Consider the following 24,182-nt stretch of genomic DNA (forward strand, 5'->3'; position numbering starts at 1 on the left):
CCAATTATAAAGATTCTAATGTAGATTAAAAGTTAAACAGTAGTTCTTGTCTTGTTTTTAAGCCTTCCCACATCAATGAGAGGTGTGGAAAGGCTTAAATAGCCAGTTAGATGATCGAATTAGAGGTGCTCTTCTGCATATTCAGCTAGTCTTGAGCGGAATATACCTTCTAGATGGACATTCGCAGCCCCTTCGTAATCTTTAAAGCGTTCGACTAGATAGGTTAAGCCGGAAGTGAGCGGTGTTAGATAATTCGAGTCAATCTGTGCGAGGTTACCTAAACAGATGATCTTCGAGCCTTTACCACAACGGGTCACTATGGTTTTTAGCTGAGATGGCGTGAGGTTTTGTGCTTCATCTAAGAGTACGATCGCATCTTGAATGCTTCTGCCTCGGATAAAGTTAAGCGATTTAAATTGAATGTTCGCTTTCTCTATCGCGTATTTTACGCTGCTCTGAGGGCGCTCATCGTGCTCATGCATCGCTTCCAAGTTATCTTGAATCGCACTTAGCCAAGGCGTCATTTTCTCCTCTTCTGTACCAGGCAAGAAGCCGATATCTTCGGCAACGGGTGGAGTAGAACGAGTCACAATGATTTTGTTGTAGCGCTGCTGCTCAATCACCATCTCTAAAGCGCAGGCTAGAGCTATCAATGTTTTACCAGAACCTGCAGCACCATTAAGAATGACGAGATCCAGATCTGGATCAAGCACGGCATCCATTGCAAACGCTTGGAATACGTTAATCGGTTCAATGCCCCAGCAGTTCTGCTGCATTAAGCGATCGACACCTAAGTCCCTCAATGTAATTTGACCATCGCGTACTGAGGATACGCGCGCGGCAAACTCCTCAGAATCATCGTAGATATATTCGCAAGGGTAAGTGTCGGGTAGAACGGATTGGGAAAATTGATGGTAAGTATGGCTGCCCTCTTGGTAACTTTTAATATCGTCGACGCGCTCCCAGAAATTGCCTTCCATATTGCTATGGCCGGCAGGTAGAAGCTCAATGTCTGAAACCAGTTGATCGGTACGATAATCTTCGACCCGTTTTAGCCCTGCACCTAAGGCTTTGAGACGCATATTAATATCTTTGGTAACTAAGATAATATCGCGGTGAGGATTGGTTGCCTGAAGATGAAGCGCGCAGTTTATGATCTGATTATCTTTATTGGAGTTTTGCGGCAAAAAGCCTTGGCGAGCAGTTAACTCATGATCGGGAAAGATACTGAGTTGGCCTAATTTCTTTTCACTGTTTACAGCGGTAATAGGGATAAATATATCAACCCCTTTGGTGATCGTTGCAGCGTCATCAGCATAACTAAGAATGTCGTCTATGGCACGTATGGCGGCCCTAGCTTCTTGAGATACATTTTTCTTTCGGTCCTTAATGTCATCTAACTCTTCTAAAACAGTCATCGGGATAGTGATGTCCTGTTCTTTAAATTCATACAGACACTTAGGATCATGAAGAAGTACGTTGGTGTCGAGTATATAGAGTTTAGAGGCAGTCATAGCCGGTTCCTTATATAGCCGAAGGGAAGATGTGAGCTAATGCAATTATAAAACTTAGAAAGTTTGAACTGATCGAAGATTGAGTATGTTTGGGAATCAATAAACTGGATAAATCGTGACCGATAGCGGGCAAAGCTTGGAAGGCGCTTAGCTACTTCAAGTACAACAGCGTAGGCTGCTGACCTAGAGACAGACTCTGTAGGTTTCGGAGTCGTAATGATTATTCTGTAACTGACGTACTGTGAAATATGATCCACCACGAAGTCTCAGATAATTGCTGAATACTAAGCTAAGACAAATTTGAATATGAATTAGCACAGCTATTACTATGTAAGATAGCTTAGTAATACATAGGTTCCAGTTGAATGACAAGTGACAAATTTTCTTTGAAGGATTTTAAAGATGGCAATTAATTCTATTGTGGTATTAACCGGCGCAGGAATATCCGCGGAATCGGGCATTCGGACATTTCGTGCGGAAGATGGTTTGTGGGAAGACCATAAGGTAGAGGATGTTGCTACCCCAGAAGCCTTTGTGCGTGATCCGCAGCTTGTTCATCGTTTTTATAACCAACGACGGGAGCAATTGCTCTCGGGCCCAGTTAAACCCAATGCAGCTCATATCGCTTTAGCTGAGCTAGAGAATAAGTTTCCCGGTCAGTTCATGTTGGTGACACAGAATATCGATAACCTGCATGAGAGAGCGGGGAGTCAGAACTTGTTACATATGCATGGTGAGTTGTTAAAGATGCGTTGTAGTGATTCTGGTCAGGTGTATAAAGAGACGGGGCAAACTGAACCAAGTGATCGTTGCGAGTGTTGTGATCTATCGGGCACATTGAGACCGGATATTGTCTGGTTTGGGGAAATGCCCATGTATATGGATGAGATCTATTCTGCCCTAGAGGACTGTGATCTTTTTATATCGATTGGTACTTCAGGCCATGTTTATCCCGCTGCGGGGTTTGTTGAAGTGGCGGGAAGGTCTTCGGCACTGACAGTGGAGCTGAACCTGGAACCATCAAGAGTAGAATCGGCTTTTGATCACCGAATTTATGGCCCAGCAAGTGAAGTAGTGCCAGAATTTGTGGCAGATATTATCAAACAGCTTTGAAATATTTGATTGATTTATAAGTGAATTTTTTGATTTTTGCCAAATGCTGTCTATAGTTTCTTAAGGAACTTCACTGAGTTGTCGGCTGTCTAAAAATTTGCTGTTTGTGAATCTTACCCCAATTTTTCAGTCTCTTTTTTAATTCGTGTATTCACAAAATCTTAACAGCAGATGTTTAAGACTAGGACTATTGTCGCCGTCGTTTAATAAGAAGAACGAAAGTGATGTTCAGCCGAAAAGTTATTTTTGGATCGGCTAAACAGGAATTTTAGCTCGATCCATGGAGGTGGTCATTATGATGACAGAGCAATACGTTACGACCAGTATTACCCCCTTAGAAAGCCTAAATTCCCTTTCACCTTATGAAGTGGACCAGTTGCAGGATGCCAGTCAGGGGGGATTATTTCGTCTATTTCGCCAGTGTTCTTTGGCGGTTTTGAATAGTGGTAGTGAATTAGATAGCACTAAGCTGGTTTTGGATAAGTATGCAAAATTTGATATTAAAATCAGTCAAAAGCATCGAAGTGTTCAGCTTGAATTGGTGAATGCGCCCGCAACGGCATTCGTGAATGGTGAGATTATCACGGGTATTCGCGAGCACCTTTTCTCTGTTTTGCGTGACTTACTTTATGTTGGTACAGAGTTAGATCATCGTTGCTCCGGCCTTACTGAATCGGAAGCGACCACGAATATGGTCTTTCATATTCTGCGCCATGCTGGTGCGATTCGTCCGCATGTAAAACCAGATCTTGTTGTCTGCTGGGGTGGTCATTCCATTAATAGAATTGAGTATGATTACACCAAAAAAGTAGGCTATGAGATGGGCCTACGTGGGCTTAATATTTGTACTGGCTGTGGCCCGGGAGCGATGAAAGGGCCAATGAAAGGGGCGACGATCTCCCATGCCAAACAGCGTCAAACAGAGGGGCGCTATGTTGGTATTTCGGAGCCCGGTATTATCGCTGCCGAAAGCCCAAATCCGATTGTAAATGAACTTATCATCATGCCGGATATTGAGAAGCGCTTAGAAGCTTTTGTTCGCTTAGGTCATGGTATTGTTGTCTTCCCAGGCGGCGCAGGTACCGCGGAGGAGATTCTATATATCCTGGGCATTTTGCTTCATGAGAAAAATCACAGCTTACCGTTCCCTCTTGTGTTAACAGGACCTTCAGGCAGTGAAGAGTATTTTGAAACTGTAGATAATTTTATCCGCTCTACATTGGGTGATGATGCTGCTAGCAAATATCAGATCATTGTTGATGACCCCCATGAAGTAGCCGAAGTGATGCGTGAAGGATTAGAACAGGTAACCCGCTATCGTAAGGCGACCAGTGAGTCTTTCCATTACAACTGGCAGATGCATATTCCGGAATCGTTCCAACAGCCTTTTGAGCCTAATCATGAAAATATGGCGAGCCTCAAGTTAATAAAAGATCAAACCGACTTTGAGTTAGCGGCAAATCTGCGTTGTGCCCTATCGGGTATTGTGGCGGGGAATGTCAAAGAACCGGGTATCAGAGCGATTGAAGAGTTTGGTGCATTTGAGATCTGTGGGGAACCAGCCATTATGGCATCTATGGATAAGTTATTAGGTTCTTTTGTAGAACAGAGACGAATGAAAATTAACTATAAAGAATACCAACCTTGCTATCGCCTGAAGCATGATGCTGAGGTAGTAGAAGAGGTTTAGGTTTCTTTAAGGGATATTGCTGGTTACGGTGAGCAGATGAGGTTCCTAGTCCTAGATTTAGCCTGGTAAAGGGCCGAATCTGCTGCCAAAATTGCTCTCATTGATTCGAACCATGTTTTAGGTAAGGCGCCACACCAATACTGCCTGTGATTTTTATCTCATGCTCTGCATAGTTTAAGACTTGTTGCGACAGTATTGTCTCAGCTTCTCTGCCAGAGATTCAGCTTCATTCAGGCAGGTATTAGCAAAGATCAATACAAAAACACCTTTTGTTCCATCTGTAGATCTTCATGACTAGCCCTATTAACCCAAATAATGTCTGAGTTCTCTGGGGCGATTAAATAAACTGCATCCATCAATCTTTGCGAATAAATTCATTTCTTTAGAAGAAGGGACTGCTTACGTATTGATTTTAAATGGTTTTTCATAGTTTTTTACTTAAAAGCGTTCTATTGCCCCCAGAAGCTGTTGTATTTCGGGTAATGGTTTTTTCACGTACAAAACGTTTTAAGTAGTTGGGACCACCGGCTTTAGGACCGGTGCCAGATAGTCCCATGCCGCCAAAGGGTTGGCTGCCAACTACTGCGCCTATTTGATCCCGGTTAATATAGATATTCCCTACTAGGGCTTGGGAGGTAATCTGTTCTATGAATAGGTCATTCCTAGAATGGACGCCTAATGTTAGGCCAAATCCGCTACGATTTATGTCGTTAATAACCCGTTCCAAGTTGGACTTTTGATAGCGAATAATATGTAGGATAGGACCGAAAATTTCACCGGTCAGTTCATCCATTGAGTTCAGGCGGATCAGGGTCGGCGGCACAAAACTGCCTTGGTTGTGTTGGTCCGACAGATCCAGTTCAAATAAAACCTTATTTTGTAAACGGCAACGCTCAATATGTTCATAGAGTGTACACATGGCATCTTGATTTATAACGGGACCTAAGTCTGTTTCTAGCTGTTCTGGGTTGCCAATAGATAGGGTTTGCATCGCTCCAATGAGTTTATCTTCGATAACCTCTGCTATATCTTCCTGTACATACAGAACGCGCAATGCTGAACATCTTTGCCCTGCACTGTTAAAAGCTGAGTGGATCGCATCGAGAACTACTTGTTCTACCAGCGCGCTACTATCAACAATCATCGCATTTAAACCGCCTGTTTCTGCAACAAATGGAATAATCGAGCCATCATGGCGATTGGCTAATTGTTTGTTTATCGCACTTGCGGCTAGAGTTGATCCTGTGAAAGTCACTCCGGCAATACGTGAATCAGTTAGTAGCGCTTCTGAGTGCTCGCTTCCTGCATAAGGTATCAGTTGTAAGCAATATTCAGGTAAGCCTGCTGAGTACCATAATTCAGTTGCCTTAAATGCAGTTAATCCGCTGTTTGATGATGGTTTTGCAAGGACTGTGTTACCGCAAACAAGTGCAGCTGCAATTTGACCTGTGAAAATGGCTAGTGGGAAATTCCAAGGGCTGATACAAAGGAAGACACCGTGTCCTTGGTAGTGCAACGTGTTTTCTTCACCCGTAATTGAGGGTAGAGATTCTGGCTGTAATTGTTTGTCAGCTAACGCTGCGTAGTAAAAGCAAAAATCGATAGCCTCCCTTACTTCTGCCAGAGCATCTTCTAGTGTTTTACCTGTTTCTAAAATGCAGAGTGACACCAGTTCAGCTTTGTTCTGTTCGAGCAAACGTGCGTAATTAAGTAGGATTTTGCTGCGTACGGAGACATCCTGATCTCGCCACTCTGGAAAAAACTGTTCGGCGATGCTGATGGCTTGTTTTATCAGGGTTTTATCTGCTGTGCTTTGATAGCCAACAATTTTGTCTAATTGATAATTAGCATGGACGGGTTGTAGATTAAGACCATCCGTAACCTCACCAGCGATGATCGGTTGGCAATACCATTTCTTTTGTCCGTAATACTCAATAATGCTTCGCCACTGTTGCCAACAATCTAAGCTACCTAGAGGATCTCCAGCAGAGTTTTCTCTTTGTTGTTCAAATATCTTATTTGGTAAAGGCAGCTCGTAAGACGTACTCTGAATTTTTTCGCTAGGAGACTCGACTATCTCATCAATGCTTACATTTGGGTCATGTAGTTGGAATACAAATGAAGAATTTGCGCCATTTTCGAGTAGGCGTCTAACTAAATAGGGCAATAGATTATTCTGATCACCAACAGGCGCATAAACTCTGCAATTTTGATCTATTTCATGTTGTGCTTTCTGATAGAGAGGCTCGGCCATTCCATGTAACCGTTGAAATTCAAAAACTTTACCTGTAGGGATTTTTAATAGCTGGGCAATAGTTAATGCATTGTGTGTAGCAAATTGTGGGATTAATAAACCCCCTTGTTCAGATAAAAGGAACTTGGCGCAGGTTAGATAGGAAAGGTCAGTGACGGATTTGTGGGTGAAAACCGGATAGCTATTCAGCCCGTTCTGCTGGCTGCGTTTTATTTCGCTATCCCAATAAGCTCCCTTAACTAATCTTATAGGGATTGGAGTTTCACAATCGGCAGCGATAAGTGACAGCCATCTCAAGGTTGGAAGGGCGCGTTTACTATAGGCCTGAACAGCCAACCCTAATTTTCCCCAGCCAAGACACAGTTCACTTCGCAGTAATTGTTCGAAAATTAATAGTGTGATTTCTAGGCGTTCAGACTCCTCTGCATCGATTGTTATTGCTACATCAAGGTTACGTGCGGTCACAAGGAGCTGGAATAACCTATGCATCAACTGTTTTTGTAATAGGTCAAAATGACTATTTTCGAGACGAGGGTGTAAGGCTGACAATTTTATGGAGATGCTGGTGTTGCCCTTGGGATTTTGTTGACCCGTCGCCTGAATTGCATCGAGGTAAGCCTCGAAATAGGTTTGTGCATCCTGATCACAAACAGCAGCTTCGCCTAGCATATCGAATGAGAACAAAGTGTTGTTATCAAAATCACAGCGTTGATCTAGAGCTACGTGAATATCTTCAGCAAAGACGAACTGCTTACCTATTTGAGAGACTGAATAGGCCAGAGCTTGGTGCACTACAGAGTTACCTAAGCGTTGCCATACATTATTTAAAATACTACCTGCAGACTGCTCTTGGCTTATAAGCTGTTGGCTTAGCGCGACGCCCCAAAAGGTACTGTTTTCAAGGAAAGTGGGATGGTCTTGAAAGAGTTTTTCAGGCTTGAGGGCTAGTGAATCTAATTTGTCGAAAATTAGTGCTTGAGCAGTCTCCGCATCAGGTATTCGTAAGAGTGCTTCAGCAAGGGCTAGTAGAGCAATACCTTCGTCACTTTCTAACCCGAACTTCGACATTAGTGTGTTTACAGAAAATAGTGGATTATCCAAGTCGCGAATGGTAGTGATCCAATCTGTTGCTTTGGATTTAGCTTGAGAAGAATCGGGTGAGACTTCCAGTAGTTGCTCACACAGGGACTTTTCATCATGACAGTAATAGTCGGTAATCGTACGCCATAATGAATTTTGGTCGGCGGGAGATAACTCTGTAGATAAAAGCTCACTTATTGATAGCATCTAATAAATCCGTTTTTTAAGACAGTGTAGTTGATCATCAGCGTAGGTGTCGGGATTATCAATAAAGAAATGAGTATTTGGGCAAATGTCCCGTAATTACTTGAAAACCAAATGGTTAGGGGTTGTTTTCTGCATGAAGTTTGTTCTTTTGTATCTCGTTGGCTAGCTGCATTAGTTGGGCTATGAAAGGTACATTAATAATTTTTATGCTACTTACTTTAAGGTTATGTCAGGGAGGTAGGTAGATGGGAATAATTCATATTCTACTGTTAGTTTTATCGGCCTTATTTGCTATCGCTCTCATCAAGGCCATAGTTGTTCTTGTTAAATTGCCTTTTGCTTTTATCGCTGTCTCTTGAAATCGATGCTTGGTTTACTATTCAATCTATAGCATACGGTGTTGTGCTGTTTTCGTTAGGCATACAAGCAACTACGACACCCTTACTCATAAATAAGTTAGATAAAAGGATGTAACAATGCGTTGTCATGAGGTTGATTACGAAATTATTGGTGAATCACTTCAAATTGTTGAGGTGGAGTTAGACCCTGGTGAAAAGGTGATTGCCGAAGCCGGCATGATGAATTATATGGAAGAGGGGATCAATTTTGAAACCAAAATGGGCGATGGATCAGAGCCTGACCAAGGTTTAATGGGTAAGCTCTTCTCTGCGGGTAAGCGCATGGTTATGGGTGAATCCGTTTTTATGACTCATTTCGGTAATGAGGGTAGTGGTAAAAGACGTGTCGCTTTTGCTGCGCCTTATCCTGGTAGCATCGTGCCCCTAAATTTGGCTGATTATGGTGAAAAAGTTATTTGCCAGAAAGATGCTTTTCTGTGCGCTGCCTTAGGCACTAAAGTGGAAATTGCATTTTCTAAGAAAATTGGTGCCGGTTTCTTCGGAGGTGAAGGTTTCATTTTGCAGAGGCTAGAAGGCGACGGTATGGCGTTTGTGCAGGCGGGTGGCACCGTAGTGCGTAAAGAGTTGAACAATGAAACTTTAAGGATCGATACGGGCTGCCTTGTCGGATTTACTGAAGGGATTGAATACGATATTGAGATGGTCAAAGGGTTGAAATCGATGATCTTTGGGGGGGAAGGCCTTTGGCTTGCAACGCTTAAAGGCACTGGTAGTGTTTGGGTTCAAAGTTTACCGTTCTCACGCCTTGCTGATCGCTTAATTGCATCAGCGCCATCATCTGGTGGTAGTGATAAGGGTGAAGGTTCGGTTTTAGGTGGTATTGGTCGAATGTTGGACGGAGATTAAAGCCTTATTACACAATAGGATAATTCCCTTTATTATCTATGGCTTTCGCCTGTAATGATTATGACAATGGATGTAAAAATGGGTATATTTAGAGGCTCGTTTTTACCCATCTCAAGTCGTTACAGGTGTTATCTTGAGAAATAAACTGGTTATAACTTTAACCACTGTATATGGCTCTCGCCAATATACGGTTAACCAAATAGCAAAATATGTATTGCTGGTATTTTTGATTTTGTCAGCAATCAGTTTTTTCGTTTCGAATACACTATTAGTTGTTACAACGGATGATCTATCTGAGTTAGAAGAAGATCATCAGGTACTAAGCGAAAATTATGAATTGATGGTTGGTTCCCAACAGCTCTATGTAGAGGAATTGAAAGAACTCAGTTTATCTCTTAGCACTATAAAAACTGAGCGAGATAAGTTAGAAGAAGAGAACATCCGAATTGGTGAATTGAACACGTCGTTCAACAATTCGCTTGATGGATTGGAAACCTTATTAGGTTTAGAACCTTCTGATGAGATCGACCCGCGCAAAGCTGAGCAACTAACTATCGAGGCGAACAAACGTTTATTTTTTTTGCACAGTATTCCAAACGGTGTGCCTATTCAGGCAATCAGGATTACGGATAAGTATGGATCACGTTTTCACCCAGTACGTAAAAAACGGGTGATGCATCATGGTATAGATTTTAAAGCCAATAGAGGCACGCCTGTTTATGCGACCGCTGATGGCGTTGTTGAATATGCTGCTTTCAATAAATCCTTTGGTAAGCTGATTAAGGTTCAGCATAACTTTGGGTTTAAAACTTACTTTGCGCATCTGGATGCATTAAAAGTAAAAACTGGAGATCTGGTCAGTAAGGGACAGCTGATAGGATTAAGTGGTAATACGGGAATGTCTACAGGGCCGCATCTGCATTATGAGATTCGCCATATGTATACAGCAATAGATCCCGAACCATTCCTCTCCTGGGACATAACAAATTTTGATTCTTTGTTTACAAAGGTTAAGGGAGTTAAATGGGCATCCTTAAAAGAAATGTATCCGTTAAACCTGCACAATCAGCCATTACAATAATTGCAGAAGGCAATAAATTTTGTGGTGATATGAGCATCGTCGGTAAAATGCACATCGATGGTATGTTCGAAGGCAATGTGAGTTCTCTAGATAGTATCTCTATCGGAAAATCTGGTCACGTACGTGGGCTTATTAAAGCTCGTGGTGTTGATGTGTGCGGCATTCTTGAAGGTGAAATTATCTGTGATGAACTGCATATCGATGCTGGTGGACAAGTTCGTGCAACAGTTGAAAGTAAGCAGATGTCGATTCATCCAGATGGTTGCTTTGTAGGTGAGCGTCGAATGAAAGAAACATCTGCATTGATGGATGAAAGCAGTAAGATCGAATCGGGCTCCGATGCGATTGATTCCCTACCTGATAAGATCGTTCTGGAAGGTAAATCAGAATAAATCGATCTAACCTCGTTGTCGTTGATTAAGGATTGTAGCGATGTGTGAATTGTTGGGTATGAGTGCTAATGTGCCTACTGATATCTGCTTTTCCTTTGCCGGGCTGATGCAGCGTGGTGGGGGGACGGGACCTCACAAAGATGGTTGGGGAATCGCTTTCTATGAGGGTAAAGGCGCACGTTGCTTTCATGACCCAAACCCGAGCGTCGATTCTAAAATTGCTCGTTTAGTCAAAGAACACCCGATTAAAAGTCATGTGGTGATCAGTCACATTCGGCAGGCAAATGTAGGCAATATTTGCCTTGAAAATACCCATCCATTTCAAAGGGAACTTTGGGGCTTTACTTGGACATTTGCGCACAATGGTCAGTTGGATAAAGCTCTGTTTGATAAGCCTCTCTCTTTTTATCATCCAGTAGGAACGACAGATAGTGAGTATGCATTCTGTTGGTTATTAGGTGAAATCAGACAAGCATTTCCTCAACGCCCTGAGTGTTTTGAAGAACTTTCTAAATTCATCAAGCAGCGTTGTGACCAGTTAAGAGAGTTAGGTGTATTTAACATGCTCCTAACCGAATCTACCCATCTATTTGCGTTCTGCGGCAGTAAATTGTCCTGGTTGACTCGTAAAGCACCTTTTGGCGAAGCGAGCCTTACTGATTGCGAAATGAAGGTGGACTTTGTTAAAGAAACGACGCCTAAAGACATCGTCACGGTAATCGCCACAGTACCGTTAACGGATAATGAGGATTGGATTGCACTACAACCAGGAGAGTTGGTGACCTTTGTTGAAGGGTTACCTCAATAACGGATAGTTTAGCCTGAGTATAAGGAGCTTTTCAGGTGAGTGTGAAACGAGATTCTCTCGAACAATTGCAGCTGGATATCCAAAACGTCGGGAGTGTCACCGAGCTTCTTGATGAAGCTTGCAAGAATTTCGCATATAAAGATGCTTTCACTCACATGGGGGCAACTTTAACTTATGCTGATCTCGATAATCTTGCTGATAAATTAGCAGCTTACCTACAAAACTGTACCTCTCTTGAATCAGGTGATCGGATTGGCATTCAGCTACCGAATACCTTGCAATATCCAATTGCAGTGTTGGCAGCTCTAAGAGCAGGCTTAGTTATCGTTAATACTAACCCCCTTTATACCGCTGCTGAAACGTTGCACCAATTCAACGATGCCGGTGTTAAAGGGGTTATTATTCTTGCTAATAGTGCTCATCTATTAGAAGAGGTTTTACCTCAATCAAATATTCATACGGTTATAGTCACAGAACTTGGTGATATCCACCCTATGATGCGTCGTTTAATGATCAATTATTCGGCGAAATATTTGCGTAAAATCGTCCCTAAATATCGATTAAAAGATGCGGTTGGTTTTCGAGAGGCGCTGGCTAAAGGCGGACACTACACCTTAGAAAAAGTGCAGCGGGGTGCAGAACAAACTGTACTGATCCAATACACGGTGGGCACTACCGGGACGCCGAAAGGTGCCGTGTTAAGCCATAGGAATTTGATTGCAAATGTATTGCAGTTGAGACATCGCTTGCCGGACACATTGAGAGCGGGTGAAGAGATTGCGATCGCACCTTTGCCGCTTTACCACATCTATGGTTTTCTACTTAACTGTTTGGTTATGCCGGTTTTGGGTGCTCAAGTGGTGTTAATAACAAACCCTCGTGATATTCAAGGGTTAGTTAATGAGCTAGGTCGATGGGATTTCACAGTATTCTCAGGCATAAATACTCTGTTTGTTTCACTTTGTCGTAATAGTTTGTTCAACCAGTTAGATATGACTCGGCTAAAGTTAACCCTTTCAGGAGGAATGGCGCTCACCCGTTCTGTTAGTGATGAGTGGGAAAGTGTAACGGGTTGTCAGATTATTCAGGGGTATGGCCTTACAGAGGCTTCTCCTGTTGTGGCCATTGGGGAACCGCACAACTCTCGCTATGGATCTGTGGGTAAGCCTTTACCGCTAACCGAGGTACGTATTGTAGGAGAGCAGGGGGAGGACCTCTGTTCGGGCGAAACGGGAGAGCTTTATGTGCGAGGCCCCCAAGTGATGTCAGGGTATTGGCGAGATAACTCATCGATACCGGATACAGACGGTTGGTTGGCGACAGGTGATATTGCTCGGGTGCTGGATGATGGCACTTTACGTATTGTTGATCGTAAGAAAGACATTATTAATATATCAGGCTTCCCTGTTTATCCTAATGAGTTAGAGAATACTATCTCCAGCCATCCTGATGTTGTTGAATGTGCTGTTGTTGGTTTACCCGATGAAACATGCGGCGAAGTCATTAAATTATTTGTGGTCACATCCAATCGACGTTTGTCTGTTAAACAAGTGCGAGAATATTGCCGCGAACGTTTAACTTCTTATAAAGTGCCTCGTTTAGTTGAATTCAGAACGCATCTTCCAAAGTCCAATGTGGGTAAGGTGTTAAGACGTTCGTTATTAGAAGAAGAAATAAATCGCCTGCAAAAAATACGTAAAAGAATTTAGCCAAGTTCGTAGGCTATGCCCGTTTTTGTTGGCCCAAATGAAGGTGAAGTATGGGACTTAGTTTGAGCGATTCAGGTTTGATACAAACCAAAGCTTTTATCAACGGTGAATGGGTAGCAAGCAATAGTGGAGCTGAATTCCCAATTTTTAACCCTGCTAATGGCGAAACCATTGCGCAAGTTACAAATGTTGGAGAGCAGGAAGCGAAGGATGCAATCGAAGCTGCTCAAACATCGATGCAAGAATGGAAAGTAAAGTCGCCTGCTGAACGTTCCAATGTGTTGCAACGCTGGCATGATCTTATTATTGATAATGCAGATGATCTCGCCTCAATATTAACGCTTGAACAAGGTAAACCACTTGCCGAAGCTAAGGGTGAGATACTGTATGGCGCTTCTTATCTGAAATGGTTTGCTGAAGAAGCTAAACGTATTTACGGTGATATTTTACCTTCTGCTCAAGATCGCCGCAGTCTTGTTATTAAGCAACCAGTAGGTGTGGTTGCAGCAATAACACCATGGAATTTTCCTAATGCGATGATTACGCGTAAGGTCGCACCAGCGCTAGCCGCCGGTTGCTCTATTGTGCTCAAACCCGCACCAGAAACTCCTTTATCTGCATTGGCCTTAGCTGAACTAGCCGATCGAGCGGGTGTTCCTGCTGGTGTATTTAATGTTTTGCCTTGCCTAAATGCAGAAGAAGTTGGTGAGGTGTTTACATCGAGTACAACCGTGAAAAAGCTTACCTTTACGGGGTCGACCCCAGTAGGGAAACTATTGCTACGACAGTGCGCAGATACGGTTAAACGTACATCAATGGAGTTGGGTGGTAATGCTCCCGTAGTTGTATTTGATGATGCTGATATTGATCTAGCGGTTGCTGGAGCGCTTGCATCAAAATTTAGAAACTCGGGGCAGACCTGTATTTGTGCTAATCGTTTGCTGGTTCAAGAAGGGATATATGATCGCTTCTTATCTAAATTCATTGATGCCATCAAAGCGTTTCGTTTAGGTGATGGATTTGATAAGGATACAACACTAGGTCCAGTGATAACCGATAAAGCACTGATGGGAATTGATGTAGTGGTTAAAGATGCTATTGATCAGGGGGCTAGGTTAGTGACAGGAGGTCAATCTTCAGACCTTGGTGGCTGGTTTTATGAACCTACAGTCTTAGCAGATGTGAAGCCTGATATGGATATCTTTAATAAAGAGATTTTTGGCCCAGTAGCACCCGTAATTAAATTTAAAACAGATGCAGATGCGATTGCCCTGGCAAATGACACTTCGTTTGGTTTGGCTTCATATATCTACACGCAAGATATCTCGCGAATTTGGCAGGTTTCTGAAGCACTCGAGTACGGAATGGTTGGGGTAAATGAGACGGCTATTAGTTCTGAGTTAATTCCTTTTGGAGGAGTAAAAGAATCAGGTCATGGTAGAGAGGGATCTAAATATGGTTTGGATGATTATTTAGAAACAAAATATATCTGTATGGGCGGCTTAAGCGCTTAGTTTGTGGTTATCCTTATCATTAATAATAAGCTTGTATTCTTGAATGCCTAAGTAGAGGTTCTGATGGATAAAAAAGGTTGCAAGGTCAATTACCAATGCCCAAACGCTTGGGATGATCTGGAAAAAACTAAGAACCCATTTGTAAGGCATTGTGATCAGTGCGAAAAAGATGTTCATTTTTGTGCAGATGTTGATTCGTTAAAAGAAGCAGCAGTTGAAGATCTGTGTGTTGCGGTCCCTGTAACTGTTGGCCTTGAAGAAGGTGTGATGATGGGGGACATTGATTGGTCTGGCCCTGAAGGAGAGCCCTTCCCATCACTACCGCCAGAGCAAAATATTGAGGAAACCAATCTGTTAGATAGCTGGGTTAGTGAAGATAAGCCTCAACGGCCTGATGTTCCCGAGTTAAAATCTGAAAACACCGCTATTGAGTCATGGCTGAATAGCGAGCCTGACGATACGTTATCAACGGATAAAAAAGCTAAGTAATTCATGGCTGTAAATAAATCACGTTTAGATCGTTTTCTGGCCTCAAGAACGCCATATAAACGCGGGGATGTAAGGTTACTTATCGCACAACAAAAGATCCTTGTTGATGGCCTTCCTGCTTTGGCTGCGAATCAAGTGATTGACCGCTTTTCTGTAATTCAGTGCGAAGGGGAAGTGCTGCAGGATAGACGTCCGATTTATCTGATGATGAATAAGCCTGTTGGTTATGTCAGCGCGACCAAAGATTCGATCCATCCTACAGTTTTTGATCTCCTTGAAGGGTCTTATGGTGATATGCATATTGCAGGTCGATTAGACCTCAATTCTACAGGACTTTTATTGATAACCAACGATGGTGAATGGTCGAGTAAAATAGCTTCTCCAGATAGAAAGGTGCCGAAACGTTATAAAGTCGACCTCGCTAAGCCTATATCTGAAGAGTATGTTCCTGCCTTTAAGGCGGGGATGTATTTTTCCTATGAAGACATCACTACAAAGCCGGCCGATTTAGAGATTATCGATACCCATAGTGCCTTAGTGACTTTACAAGAAGGTCGTTACCATCAGATAAAGCGAATGTTCGGACGGTTTAGAAATCCTGTTGTGGGGTTAAAAAGGTTGTCTATTGGAGATCTGGATTTAGATGCATCCTTATCGCTGGGGGAAAGCAGGGAGTTAGTTGAGGATGAGGTAGCGCTCTTTACAAGTCTTTAAGATAGGGCCAGCTAAGGCGATAACTCAGAATAACTAGGGCTCTATAGCTTCAATTTCTGCTAAAAGAGTCATTAACTGTTTTAGCTTATCTTGATCGTAGCGATCAGAGAAAGCTTGATAGCGTTCTTCAATAGCAGGCGTAAGTTGCTCAATTAGATCGACCGACTTCGCGGTCAAGCTGATCAAAATTCGGCGTTTGTCTTCTTCTGATTTTCTACGCTGAATATAGCCCTGTTGCTCTAGGCGTTTAAGGATACCTGTTAAACTCGGGCTTAGGATGCAACAAAGTTCAGCAAGTGCTTTTGATTCTAACTCTTGTTGAATTTTGATGGTTTGCAGTACTCGCCATTGCTGTTCAGTTAGAGAGTTCTCTTGTAATAAAGGTCTTACAAAAGACAGTGTAGCTTCGCGAGCTTTCAGCAATTGTAGGGGGAGAGAATCTTCTAGTGTACGCATGTGAATGATCTTTCAAAAATATTGTGCGCATTGTCAGGATTCGGGAACTAATGTGCAAGGCTTAACCGTATAATTCCTCCTAATGTATAAGGTTTTTTACTTCTGTGTTACAAAATGGGGCAGGAATTTAAAAAAAGCTCGGACTTGAAAGGTATTTAACGTATTAATTTTCCTTGTTTGAGTACCGCAAGATTTAAAGGGGGGGGTATCCTGTATTCCCCATTACCATAGTTTCATCATAGATTAGATAGTTGTTTTTACCCTGCTGTTTAATTTGATACATGGTGATATCAGCGGCTTTAATTAACGCGTTTAGGTCATTGCCATGGCGAGGTGCTAATGCAATACCGATACTAGCCCCTACTCGAGCAGTCTTGCCTAAACCTATTTCGATCTCTTTTTCTAGTAGTGTTAGTATTTTTTTCGCGACGGCTGAAACCTCATCTTCTAAATTGTTAGCGTCTCCCGCTATAAATATCAAAAATTCATCTCCGCCCCAGCGTGAAAGAAGGTCGGATCTGCGTAAAGCCGAATTAAATCTATTGGATACTTCTTTGAGTACGTGATCACCTGCATCATGACCATAGGTATCATTGATTGGTTTAAAGTGATCGAGATCGATTAGCATAATCGCGTGGTGACTATTAGGTTTTTCTAGTAATGATTCTTTAATAAGGCGCTTGCATCCTCGACGGTTCAGTAGGCCCGTAAGAGTATCGACCTCTGATTCGTATCTTGCTTTAAGCTCCCGATGTACTCGTTCTGATATATCGTAGATGACAAGTTCTAAAAGAACTTCGCCACTTTCATCAAGAACTTGCGACAGTATGCAGTGTAAATGTCGATCTGCTTCATCTTCATTTTTAAAACTCAGGTCTAGAGAAACGGGGTTTGTAGAAGTTAGGGCTTTCTGAATCGCTTTTGCTAGTTGTTGCCTTTCTTCAAATAATTCAATTAATTTTTGAGTCTGGCTCTCAGAAAAATACTTACAGGCTTTTTCACCGACGATGTTGGCGAAAGCTGGATTATTCATGAGCAGCTGACCGCCCATATTAACCAGTGCTATCCCAACTCGGGCATTGTCAAAAAGAAGTCGGAATTTTTGCTCTAGCTTCTGGACCTCGTCAAAGAGTTGATTTTTTTGCTGAATGGTTTTCTGCATCGCGCGAAGCAAGTTGTTACTGTCGTTTACGAGTAAACCAATTTCGTCTTGTTCATGGCCTTTAGGCGTAATAATTCGTTGGCTTGTGCCTGGTTTTATAATATGCAGTTGTTGTGCGATCTTCTTGAGAGGGTTGGCCAAAAGGCGGTTTACTAAAATGATTACAAGAAAAACGACAAAAACTGAATTTACGCCAAAGATAATGATATGTGATAGGGCGCGATTTTTGGCTGTTGCTTCAATTAACCACTGATTAGGAATGAGCGTTAACTTTCCGATCGGTAGCTCAGGTGTGAAGGGGTCGCTTAGTTTCAAAACAACCAATCGTGCATTCGAGCCTATGGTTATATCCCCAGCGGTTAACAACATGCCTATATCGCTGTTTAGAATAACGCCGGAAACATTGTCATTGATGATCAGGCCATTAGTTATCTCGGCGCCAAGTTCTTCGTTTTCGAGGTATACCGCAACCTTGGCACTTTGCTCTACTGTCTTGACGAGCTGTTGCAAGCTTTTATGGATTTCGTCGAGTTCTTCTTTGTAAGAGAGCTGAAACAATACTACGGCTGATATCAATAGAAACAAACAGGCAAATAGCGCGATCGATATGCCTGTTCTTATAGAGAGTTTTGCATTGAGTGGGCTACTCAACATGTGCAATGACCTTAACAGAATCAACCAGTTCTGATTTGTTGATATACCCTATCGCAGTAGTATCTTTCATGATGGTAGTAATTACCTCTTGGGAGGATTCTACTGACTGGGGTGGTGTTGCTCGACCTGCAAATATGAGTCTAGCCCAGTATGCATTGATTTGCGGAAGTGTTTTTCCCGTAAGCCCTTTGTAAAACTTTGCTCTATGATCTGAATCTGTTGGCATATCTAGAGTTAAGGCTTTGCCGCCATTAGGAAAGTGTTGTACGCGTCCCATATATAGATCAATCACTTGTTTACGACTGAGTTTGTCGATGCCACTGTCTGGGTGGCAAATAACGATCATATCGGCCGAAGTGTGTAATGACAGAATCAACGTGGAAAAGAAGATTATTAGATACTTCATCATCTTCCCCTTAGAACAAAAAGTTCACGTTGACAGAGAAGGTATCTACGGTTTCATCGATTGTATTCGATGAATCCTTAGCCCATAAACCCGCTCCGTGTGGTTTTATCCATGTTCTATCCCATTGGAATTTTATAGCGGTGTTATGATAAACATCCCAGCGGACACCTAATCCTAAGGATTTCTGATCTACACCCGTTTGGTCATATTGGTCTTGAACAATGTTTCTTAAACCAGTGAGTTGTGCTTGGGCTAAAGGTGGTAATGAGTCTGGTACAGCTGCAACTTGGTTTATTCTATCCGTGTTTTCAATAATGGAGCCTACACCATAAAAAGTATAGTCGCCTATTCTTCTTCCTAGGCTGATGTAGCCGCTATGGGAAGACGTGAAGATATTATCTTTAGTTTTTACTTGGTTTATTTCTGTCTGAACAATCCATTGATTGTTATCGTAGGTTAGGCCGAGGGTGTAGTAATCGAATTTTTTCCCTTTTAGGTTAAGATCGTCAGCTGCAGATGCAGCTTGAGGCCATAAAGGGGCGCTGTCATCCAATGCTTGAATCAGGGGTTGATAAAACTCTACTCGATCACTCAATTCAATATGAGCGTAACCTAGTCTGAATTTCCAGTAATCACTTTCCCATAACAGGCTGGTGGCAATAGCAGGAGAAACCTTCAGTGTCACATCATCGTAAACAAAATCGTTTTGTGTAGTACCAACGGTTAGGTGGGCTTGAAAGAAGGATTCTTCTAATAGAGTTGAGTACGTTATATCTGCACCGTCGATATAATCAAAAGCGAGAGGGCTGTAGAATTCAATGGGTGGGCGTGCCCAAAGATAGGCATAACCTACATTTCGATACTCAGATAGCATGAATACATCAACACCTAAGCGACCTAATCGATAGCTAAATGGATTATCAGGACTTGGTTGATAGCGTAGGTAGGCCCATTCGACACTATTCTCTAGGCTTTGATCGATTCTGTTTTTATAAACTAACTGAGCTGACGCGCTCCATTGATCGTTTAAAGTGCTATCTACTTGTAAACCTAAGGTGGTGTCAGATTCAAAAGACCATGAATCAGAATCCTCGGCTGTGCGAGCAAGGTTTCTTCTGAAGTTTAGACTATCCCCAGCATTGCTTTTGACTAACCCTATGGTTGAAAAACCTCTGACGGTTGTTTTTTCTGCGTATAGAAAAGTTGAGTGAAGCAGTAAAATCAAGGAAGTAAAAATAAAATAAATTTGTTTCATCGTTCTTCATTAACCTTGTCACAAAACAGAACTCAGGCCTTTCAGGCATTATAGGAGTGTTTATTAGAAAATGCTTTTGAATTAGTTGTAGTAATTTTAATAAGTTAGTCGATTCTGGAGTTTAAGAAATCAAACCCAAGAAAGGTGTCCTAGGGCACTATCTGTTATAAAATTACGCCTTTAAAAAGTAGGGTAAGGCGAAGCACTTGAATCAGAGTAAAAAACAGCTCAGGTCTTTATTGGATGGTTGTCGAATTTCGGATCGTTTCCGTTTGAAGCGCCGTATCGAACGATTGGCAAGTGATGATCAGGCAGCAGCTGCTAAATTAATTTCAGATATCGAAGCTTCTTGTAAGTGGGTTAGTAGCCGACAACAGTTGAATATGGATATCTCTTACCCTGACCTTCCTGTTAGCAGTCGTCGTGAAGAAATCAGTAAAGCGATCGAAGAAAACCAAGTAGTTGTGTTGGCTGGTGAAACAGGTTCAGGTAAAACGACACAATTACCCAAAATTTGCTTAGATCTAGGTTTGGGGTGTAAAGGTTTAATTGGTCATACTCAACCTCGTCGATTGGCTGCACGTACTGTTGCAAGTCGTATAGCTGATGAATTACAAAGTCCGCTGGGAGAGAGGGTTGGCTATCAAGTTCGTTTTCATGATCAAGTAGGTGAGAATACTCAGGTCAAGTTGATGACGGACGGTATTCTGCTAGGTGAAACCCGCCATGATCGCTTTCTTGAACAGTATGAAGTTTTGATAATCGATGAGGCTCATGAGCGGAGTCTGAATATAGATTTCTTACTTGGCTATATAAAAAGAATTCTACCTAAACGCCCAGATCTAAAAGTAATCATTACTTCAGCCACGATCGATTTAGAGCGTTTTTCTAAGCATTTTGGTGATGCGCCTATTATCGAAGTGTCGGGGCGTACCTACCCTGTAGATGTGCTTTATCGTCCTTTACATGAAGTCCAAGCTGAAGATGAGAAAGCTTTAGATCTTCAGCAAGGGGTATTGGCTGCAGTAGAAGAGTTACTGCAGATGGAGCGTAAACAGGGTAAAGGGCCGCAGGGTGATGTTTTGATCTTTTTACCCGGTGAGCGTGAAATACGTGAAACAGCTGAAGTTCTTAGACGAGCCGAATTAAAGCATACCGAAGTTTTGCCGCTTTATGCGAGGCTTTCTTTGGCGGAACAAAATAGGGTATTCCAACGCTCGGGTAAGGCTGCTGCTACCCGACTGATCTTATCTACAAACGTTGCTGAAACCTCATTAACTGTTCCTGGAATTAAGTATGTAGTTGATACGGGTTTGGCTAGAATTAGCCGATATAGTTATCGCTCTAAGGTTCAAAGACTTCCAATCGAAGCCATTTCTCAAGCGAGTGCTAACCAGCGAGCGGGTCGTTGTGGGCGTATTTCTGAAGGTACCTGTATACGTCTTTATTCTGAAGAAGATTTTAGTGCACGGCCTGAGTTTACGGATGCAGAGATCCGTAGAACAAATCTCGCAGCAGTTATTTTGCAGATGCTCTCTCTTAAACTGGGAGATATATCAGAATTTCCTTTTGTTGATGCACCGGATAATAGATATATCAATGATGGCTTTAAATTACTGCAAGAGCTGGGCGCCGTAGATGTTAAACGCAATATCACGAGAGTTGGTTGGCAGTTATCAAAACTTCCAATCGATCCTCGTTTAGGGCGAATGGTAATAGAAGCTGCAAGAAATAAATGTTTGCGTGAAGTTTTGATTATCGTGAGTGCCTTGTGTATCCAAGATCCACGAGAAAGACCGCAAGAGAAGCGCCAAGCCAGTGATGAAAAACATCGCTTGTATGCACATGAAGAATCTGACTTTTTATCGTTTGTGAATCTATGGGATCACTACGAAGAGCAGAGGCAAGAGTTAAGTCAAAATCAGTTACGTAAATATTGTGCTAAGCAATTCCTTTCCTATATGCGTATGCGTGAATGGCGGGATACTCATCGTCAATTGCATTTGATTTGTAAGGAATTCAAACAACAAGATGATAAGTTTGTTGAAAGGGAGCAAGAGGCTTCTTACGAAGCTATTCATCGTTCCCTTTTAGCCGGGTTGTTGAGCCATATGGGCTTTAAGCAAGAGAATAAAGAATATCTAGGGGCACGTAACCGACGTTTTCTCCTATTCCCGGGCTCAGTCGTATACAAAAAAGCACCGAAATGGATTATTGCGGCAGAGCTTGTTGAAACTAGTCAGTTATACGCTCGTTGTATTGCTCGCATTGACCCTGCATGGGCAGAAAAGTTAGCGCCAAATTTGATTAAGCGTAATTACAGTGAGCCCCATTGGGAGAAAAAACGGGCAGAGGTCGTTGCGACAGAACAAGTCACACTATATGGCTTAATTATCGTACCTAAGCGCAAAGTGAGTTATGGGAAAATTGATCCATCTATAGCTCATGAAATCTTTATTCGACAGGCTTTGGTTGAAGGTGAGTTTAATTCTCAAGCCGCATTCATTAAGAAAAATAGGGCCTTGTTGCGTGGTATTGAAAAATTAGAGGCGAAATCTCGAAGAAAGGATCTGCTTGTTGATGAAGAGCAACTTTATGAGTTCTATCGACTTCGCCTTCAATCACTTCAAGGTGAGCATATAGTCAATGGTGCTGCTTTTGAAAAATGGCGTAAAAAAATTGAGCAAGAGACCCCAGATGCGCTTCTGATGCAAGAAGAAGACATCTTACAGCGATCGGCTGAGCATGTGTCTGTGGTTGCATACCCTGACTTTTTTAGATGGGAATCAGCCAAATTAAAATTGTTTTATAACTTTTCTCCTGGGGCAAAAGATGATGGTGTAACACTTCAGGTCCCATTGCCTTTACTAAATGCTATTCCTCTAGAGCAGATGGAGTGGTTGGTACCAGGAATGCTAGAAGAAAAGTGTTCTGCAATATTGAAGGGACTACCTAAACAACAGCGTAAGCACTTTGTACCAGTGCCTAATTATGTTGAAGCTTTTATCAGTGCAGCTGAATTTGGTGTAGGTAATTTATACGAGGTATTTGCTCATCATCTTCTTCGTATGACAGGAATTAGAATTCAAGAATCAGATTTAAGGCAGAGTTCTTTGCTTGATCATCTATCAATGAATATTCGCCTAGTTGATGAAAAAGGTAGATTACTGAGTGAGTCAAGAAGCTGGGAAGTACTGAATGATAAGTTCGCATCTCAAATAAACGAGAGGCTGACAGAAAAATCTGACAATGAGTGGGGACGTCAAGGCATAACGGAATGGGATTTTGGGCAACTAGAAGAAAGCTGCAAAATCAGTAAATATGCCGGAGTTGAAGTTGAGGCATATCCTGCTTTAGATGATGCTGGTGAATCCGTAACTTTGTGCCTGAAATCACATAAGGATGAAGCGGTTCAAATTAGTCGTTCAGGTATCACGCGTTTAGCTTTGCTTTCAATGAAAGAGCAGATTCGCAATTTGAAAAAAGCGCTGAAAAAAGATCAAATTACCCAAAGTGTGCTATTAAGCGGTGGTCTCTATGCGCCTGCTCAAATAGAGCAAGAGATTATTTGGCAAGCTTGTTCATCAATAATATTACCTGAGAATGGTGTAATTAAGGATAAGAAAGCATTTGAACAGGCTGTTTTGAAGTGTAAAAGCGAAATCATACCCACTGGAGAGAAACTTTTAGGAGATATTCTGCAGCTTTGTCAAACCTATAATCGAATCCAAAAACAACTTAAAGGTAAAGTGCAGTTAAATGAGGTGCCAGTGTTAAATGATGTAAAGCAGCAGCTGGCTCAGTTAATGTACAAAGGCTTTATAAAAAGTGAATCGGCTAATGTACTGAAACAATATCCAAGGTATCTGAAAGGGATTGAAATTCGCCTTGAAAAATTCAGGCGTAATCTAAGGCAAGAGTGTCTTCAGAGTGAGCAGTTGCAACAGTGTTTTTCTCAGTACCAAAAGCGATATGAAAAACATTGTTCTCAAGGTATCTATGATCAGGAGTTAGCAAACTATCGCTGGATGATCGAAGAGCTCCGAGTTTCTCACTTTGCCCAACAGCTAGGGACAGCAACAACCGTTTCTGAAAAACGTCTTAAACAGCAGTGGGCCAAAGTGGCCAGTTGATGTAGATCAATAAAATTCAGGAGTAATACTTTTGTGGGGGGGAGGTAGTTAAATAAATGCTCTAACAAAGGTTGCACAAGCTTTTTTGGTATGTTGTAATGCCCGAAATTTATTTGAATATTGTTGCTAAGGCGTTGTTAATTGAGGTTAATTCTTCAATTTTGATACTAAAGCAGCAACTCTCTCGGCAGAGATTAAAGTTTTTTGTAGTACTGCCGAAGTAAAAAATTAATGAAAAATGTGTTTCATTTATTTGAAATATATTTTTTTTATAGTATTTTCATAG

17 protein-coding genes are annotated in these 24,182 nt (G+C 42.0%); 11 read left to right on the forward strand and 6 right to left on the reverse strand.

The features are described from left to right. Positions 1–119 precede the first annotated feature (119 nt). Positions 120–1,514 carry a PhoH family protein gene (locus tag ACMXYR_RS05875; RefSeq protein ID WP_415903263.1) on the reverse strand — a complete coding sequence of 465 codons (1,395 nt, stop codon included), beginning with the start codon at positions 1,512–1,514 and terminating at the stop codon, positions 120–122. 402 nt (positions 1,515–1,916) lie between these two features. Here ACMXYR_RS05875 and cobB point away from each other — a divergent pair, with 402 nt between their 5' ends. Both cobB and ppnN read left to right on the forward strand, forming a co-directional pair. After that, complete coding sequence (cobB, locus tag ACMXYR_RS05880; protein ID WP_415903264.1) at positions 1,917–2,627, forward strand: Sir2 family NAD+-dependent deacetylase; 711 nt, start codon at positions 1,917–1,919, stop codon at positions 2,625–2,627. Positions 2,628–2,922: 295 nt separating this feature from the next. Further along, complete coding sequence (gene ppnN / locus ACMXYR_RS05885) at positions 2,923–4,317, forward strand: nucleotide 5'-monophosphate nucleosidase PpnN (protein ID WP_415903265.1); 1,395 nt, start codon at positions 2,923–2,925, stop codon at positions 4,315–4,317. Between the two features lie 424 nt (positions 4,318–4,741). Here the strand turns inward: ppnN and putA are convergent, their stop codons facing one another. Then, positions 4,742–7,858: a bifunctional proline dehydrogenase/L-glutamate gamma-semialdehyde dehydrogenase PutA gene (gene putA, locus ACMXYR_RS05890; RefSeq protein WP_415903266.1), complete on the reverse strand. Its 3,117-nt coding sequence runs from the start codon at positions 7,856–7,858 to the stop codon at positions 4,742–4,744. A gap of 476 nt (positions 7,859–8,334) precedes the next feature. Between putA and ACMXYR_RS05895 the strand changes: the two genes are divergently transcribed. The 8 genes from ACMXYR_RS05895 (at position 8,335) to ACMXYR_RS05930 (ending at position 15,830) form a co-directional block, all read left to right on the forward strand. Then, on the forward strand, positions 8,335–9,123 hold the full coding sequence (locus ACMXYR_RS05895; RefSeq protein ID WP_415903267.1) for a TIGR00266 family protein: 789 nt from the start codon (positions 8,335–8,337) through the stop codon (positions 9,121–9,123). A gap of 133 nt (positions 9,124–9,256) precedes the next feature. Further along, the gene (locus ACMXYR_RS05900; protein ID WP_415903268.1) at positions 9,257–10,204 is read left to right on the forward strand and encodes a peptidoglycan DD-metalloendopeptidase family protein; all 948 of its coding nucleotides are present in this window, start codon (positions 9,257–9,259) and stop codon (positions 10,202–10,204) included. Continuing rightward, a complete protein-coding gene (locus ACMXYR_RS05905) occupies positions 10,147–10,596 on the forward strand; it encodes a bactofilin family protein (RefSeq protein WP_415903269.1) in 450 nt (149 codons plus the stop codon). The genes ACMXYR_RS05900 and ACMXYR_RS05905 overlap by 58 nt, the downstream gene beginning before the upstream one ends. 40 nt (positions 10,597–10,636) lie before the next feature. Then, positions 10,637–11,404 (forward strand): class II glutamine amidotransferase, encoded by a 768-nt coding sequence (locus ACMXYR_RS05910; RefSeq protein WP_415903270.1) that lies wholly within the window; start codon positions 10,637–10,639, stop codon positions 11,402–11,404. Between the two features lie 35 nt (positions 11,405–11,439). Next, a complete protein-coding gene (locus tag ACMXYR_RS05915) occupies positions 11,440–13,113 on the forward strand; it encodes an AMP-binding protein (protein ID WP_415903271.1) in 1,674 nt (557 codons plus the stop codon). Positions 13,114–13,163: 50 nt separating this feature from the next. Further along, complete coding sequence (locus ACMXYR_RS05920; protein ID WP_415903272.1) at positions 13,164–14,627, forward strand: NAD-dependent succinate-semialdehyde dehydrogenase; 1,464 nt, start codon at positions 13,164–13,166, stop codon at positions 14,625–14,627. Between the two features lie 63 nt (positions 14,628–14,690). Further along, positions 14,691–15,116 (forward strand): hypothetical protein, encoded by a 426-nt coding sequence (locus tag ACMXYR_RS05925; RefSeq protein WP_415903273.1) that lies wholly within the window; start codon positions 14,691–14,693, stop codon positions 15,114–15,116. Between the two features lie 3 nt (positions 15,117–15,119). Continuing rightward, on the forward strand, positions 15,120–15,830 hold the full coding sequence (locus tag ACMXYR_RS05930; protein ID WP_415903274.1) for a 16S rRNA pseudouridine(516) synthase: 711 nt from the start codon (positions 15,120–15,122) through the stop codon (positions 15,828–15,830). 33 nt (positions 15,831–15,863) lie between these two features. Here ACMXYR_RS05930 and hpaR read toward each other — a convergent pair whose 3' ends face one another. From hpaR to ACMXYR_RS05950, 4 genes are all read right to left on the reverse strand, one after another. Then, positions 15,864–16,286: a homoprotocatechuate degradation operon regulator HpaR gene (gene hpaR, locus ACMXYR_RS05935; protein WP_415885162.1), complete on the reverse strand. Its 423-nt coding sequence runs from the start codon at positions 16,284–16,286 to the stop codon at positions 15,864–15,866. A gap of 193 nt (positions 16,287–16,479) precedes the next feature. Beyond that, positions 16,480–18,102 carry a diguanylate cyclase domain-containing protein gene (locus ACMXYR_RS05940; RefSeq protein WP_415903275.1) on the reverse strand — a complete coding sequence of 541 codons (1,623 nt, stop codon included), beginning with the start codon at positions 18,100–18,102 and terminating at the stop codon, positions 16,480–16,482. Beyond that, on the reverse strand, positions 18,092–18,508 hold the full coding sequence (locus tag ACMXYR_RS05945) for a hypothetical protein (RefSeq protein ID WP_415903276.1): 417 nt from the start codon (positions 18,506–18,508) through the stop codon (positions 18,092–18,094). The genes ACMXYR_RS05940 and ACMXYR_RS05945 overlap by 11 nt, the downstream gene beginning before the upstream one ends. A gap of 10 nt (positions 18,509–18,518) precedes the next feature. Further along, complete coding sequence (locus tag ACMXYR_RS05950) at positions 18,519–19,763, reverse strand: hypothetical protein (RefSeq protein ID WP_415903277.1); 1,245 nt, start codon at positions 19,761–19,763, stop codon at positions 18,519–18,521. A gap of 206 nt (positions 19,764–19,969) precedes the next feature. On the opposite strand from ACMXYR_RS05950, the gene hrpA reads away from it, so the two are divergent. Then, the gene (gene hrpA / locus ACMXYR_RS05955) at positions 19,970–23,896 is read left to right on the forward strand and encodes an ATP-dependent RNA helicase HrpA (RefSeq protein ID WP_415903278.1); all 3,927 of its coding nucleotides are present in this window, start codon (positions 19,970–19,972) and stop codon (positions 23,894–23,896) included. The last annotated feature ends 286 nt before the right edge of the window (positions 23,897–24,182 follow it).

It is taken from the genome of Neptuniibacter sp. QD29_5, assembly GCF_047778125.1.
In the GTDB taxonomy this organism is placed as follows: Bacteria; Pseudomonadota; Gammaproteobacteria; order Pseudomonadales; family Balneatricaceae; genus Neptuniibacter.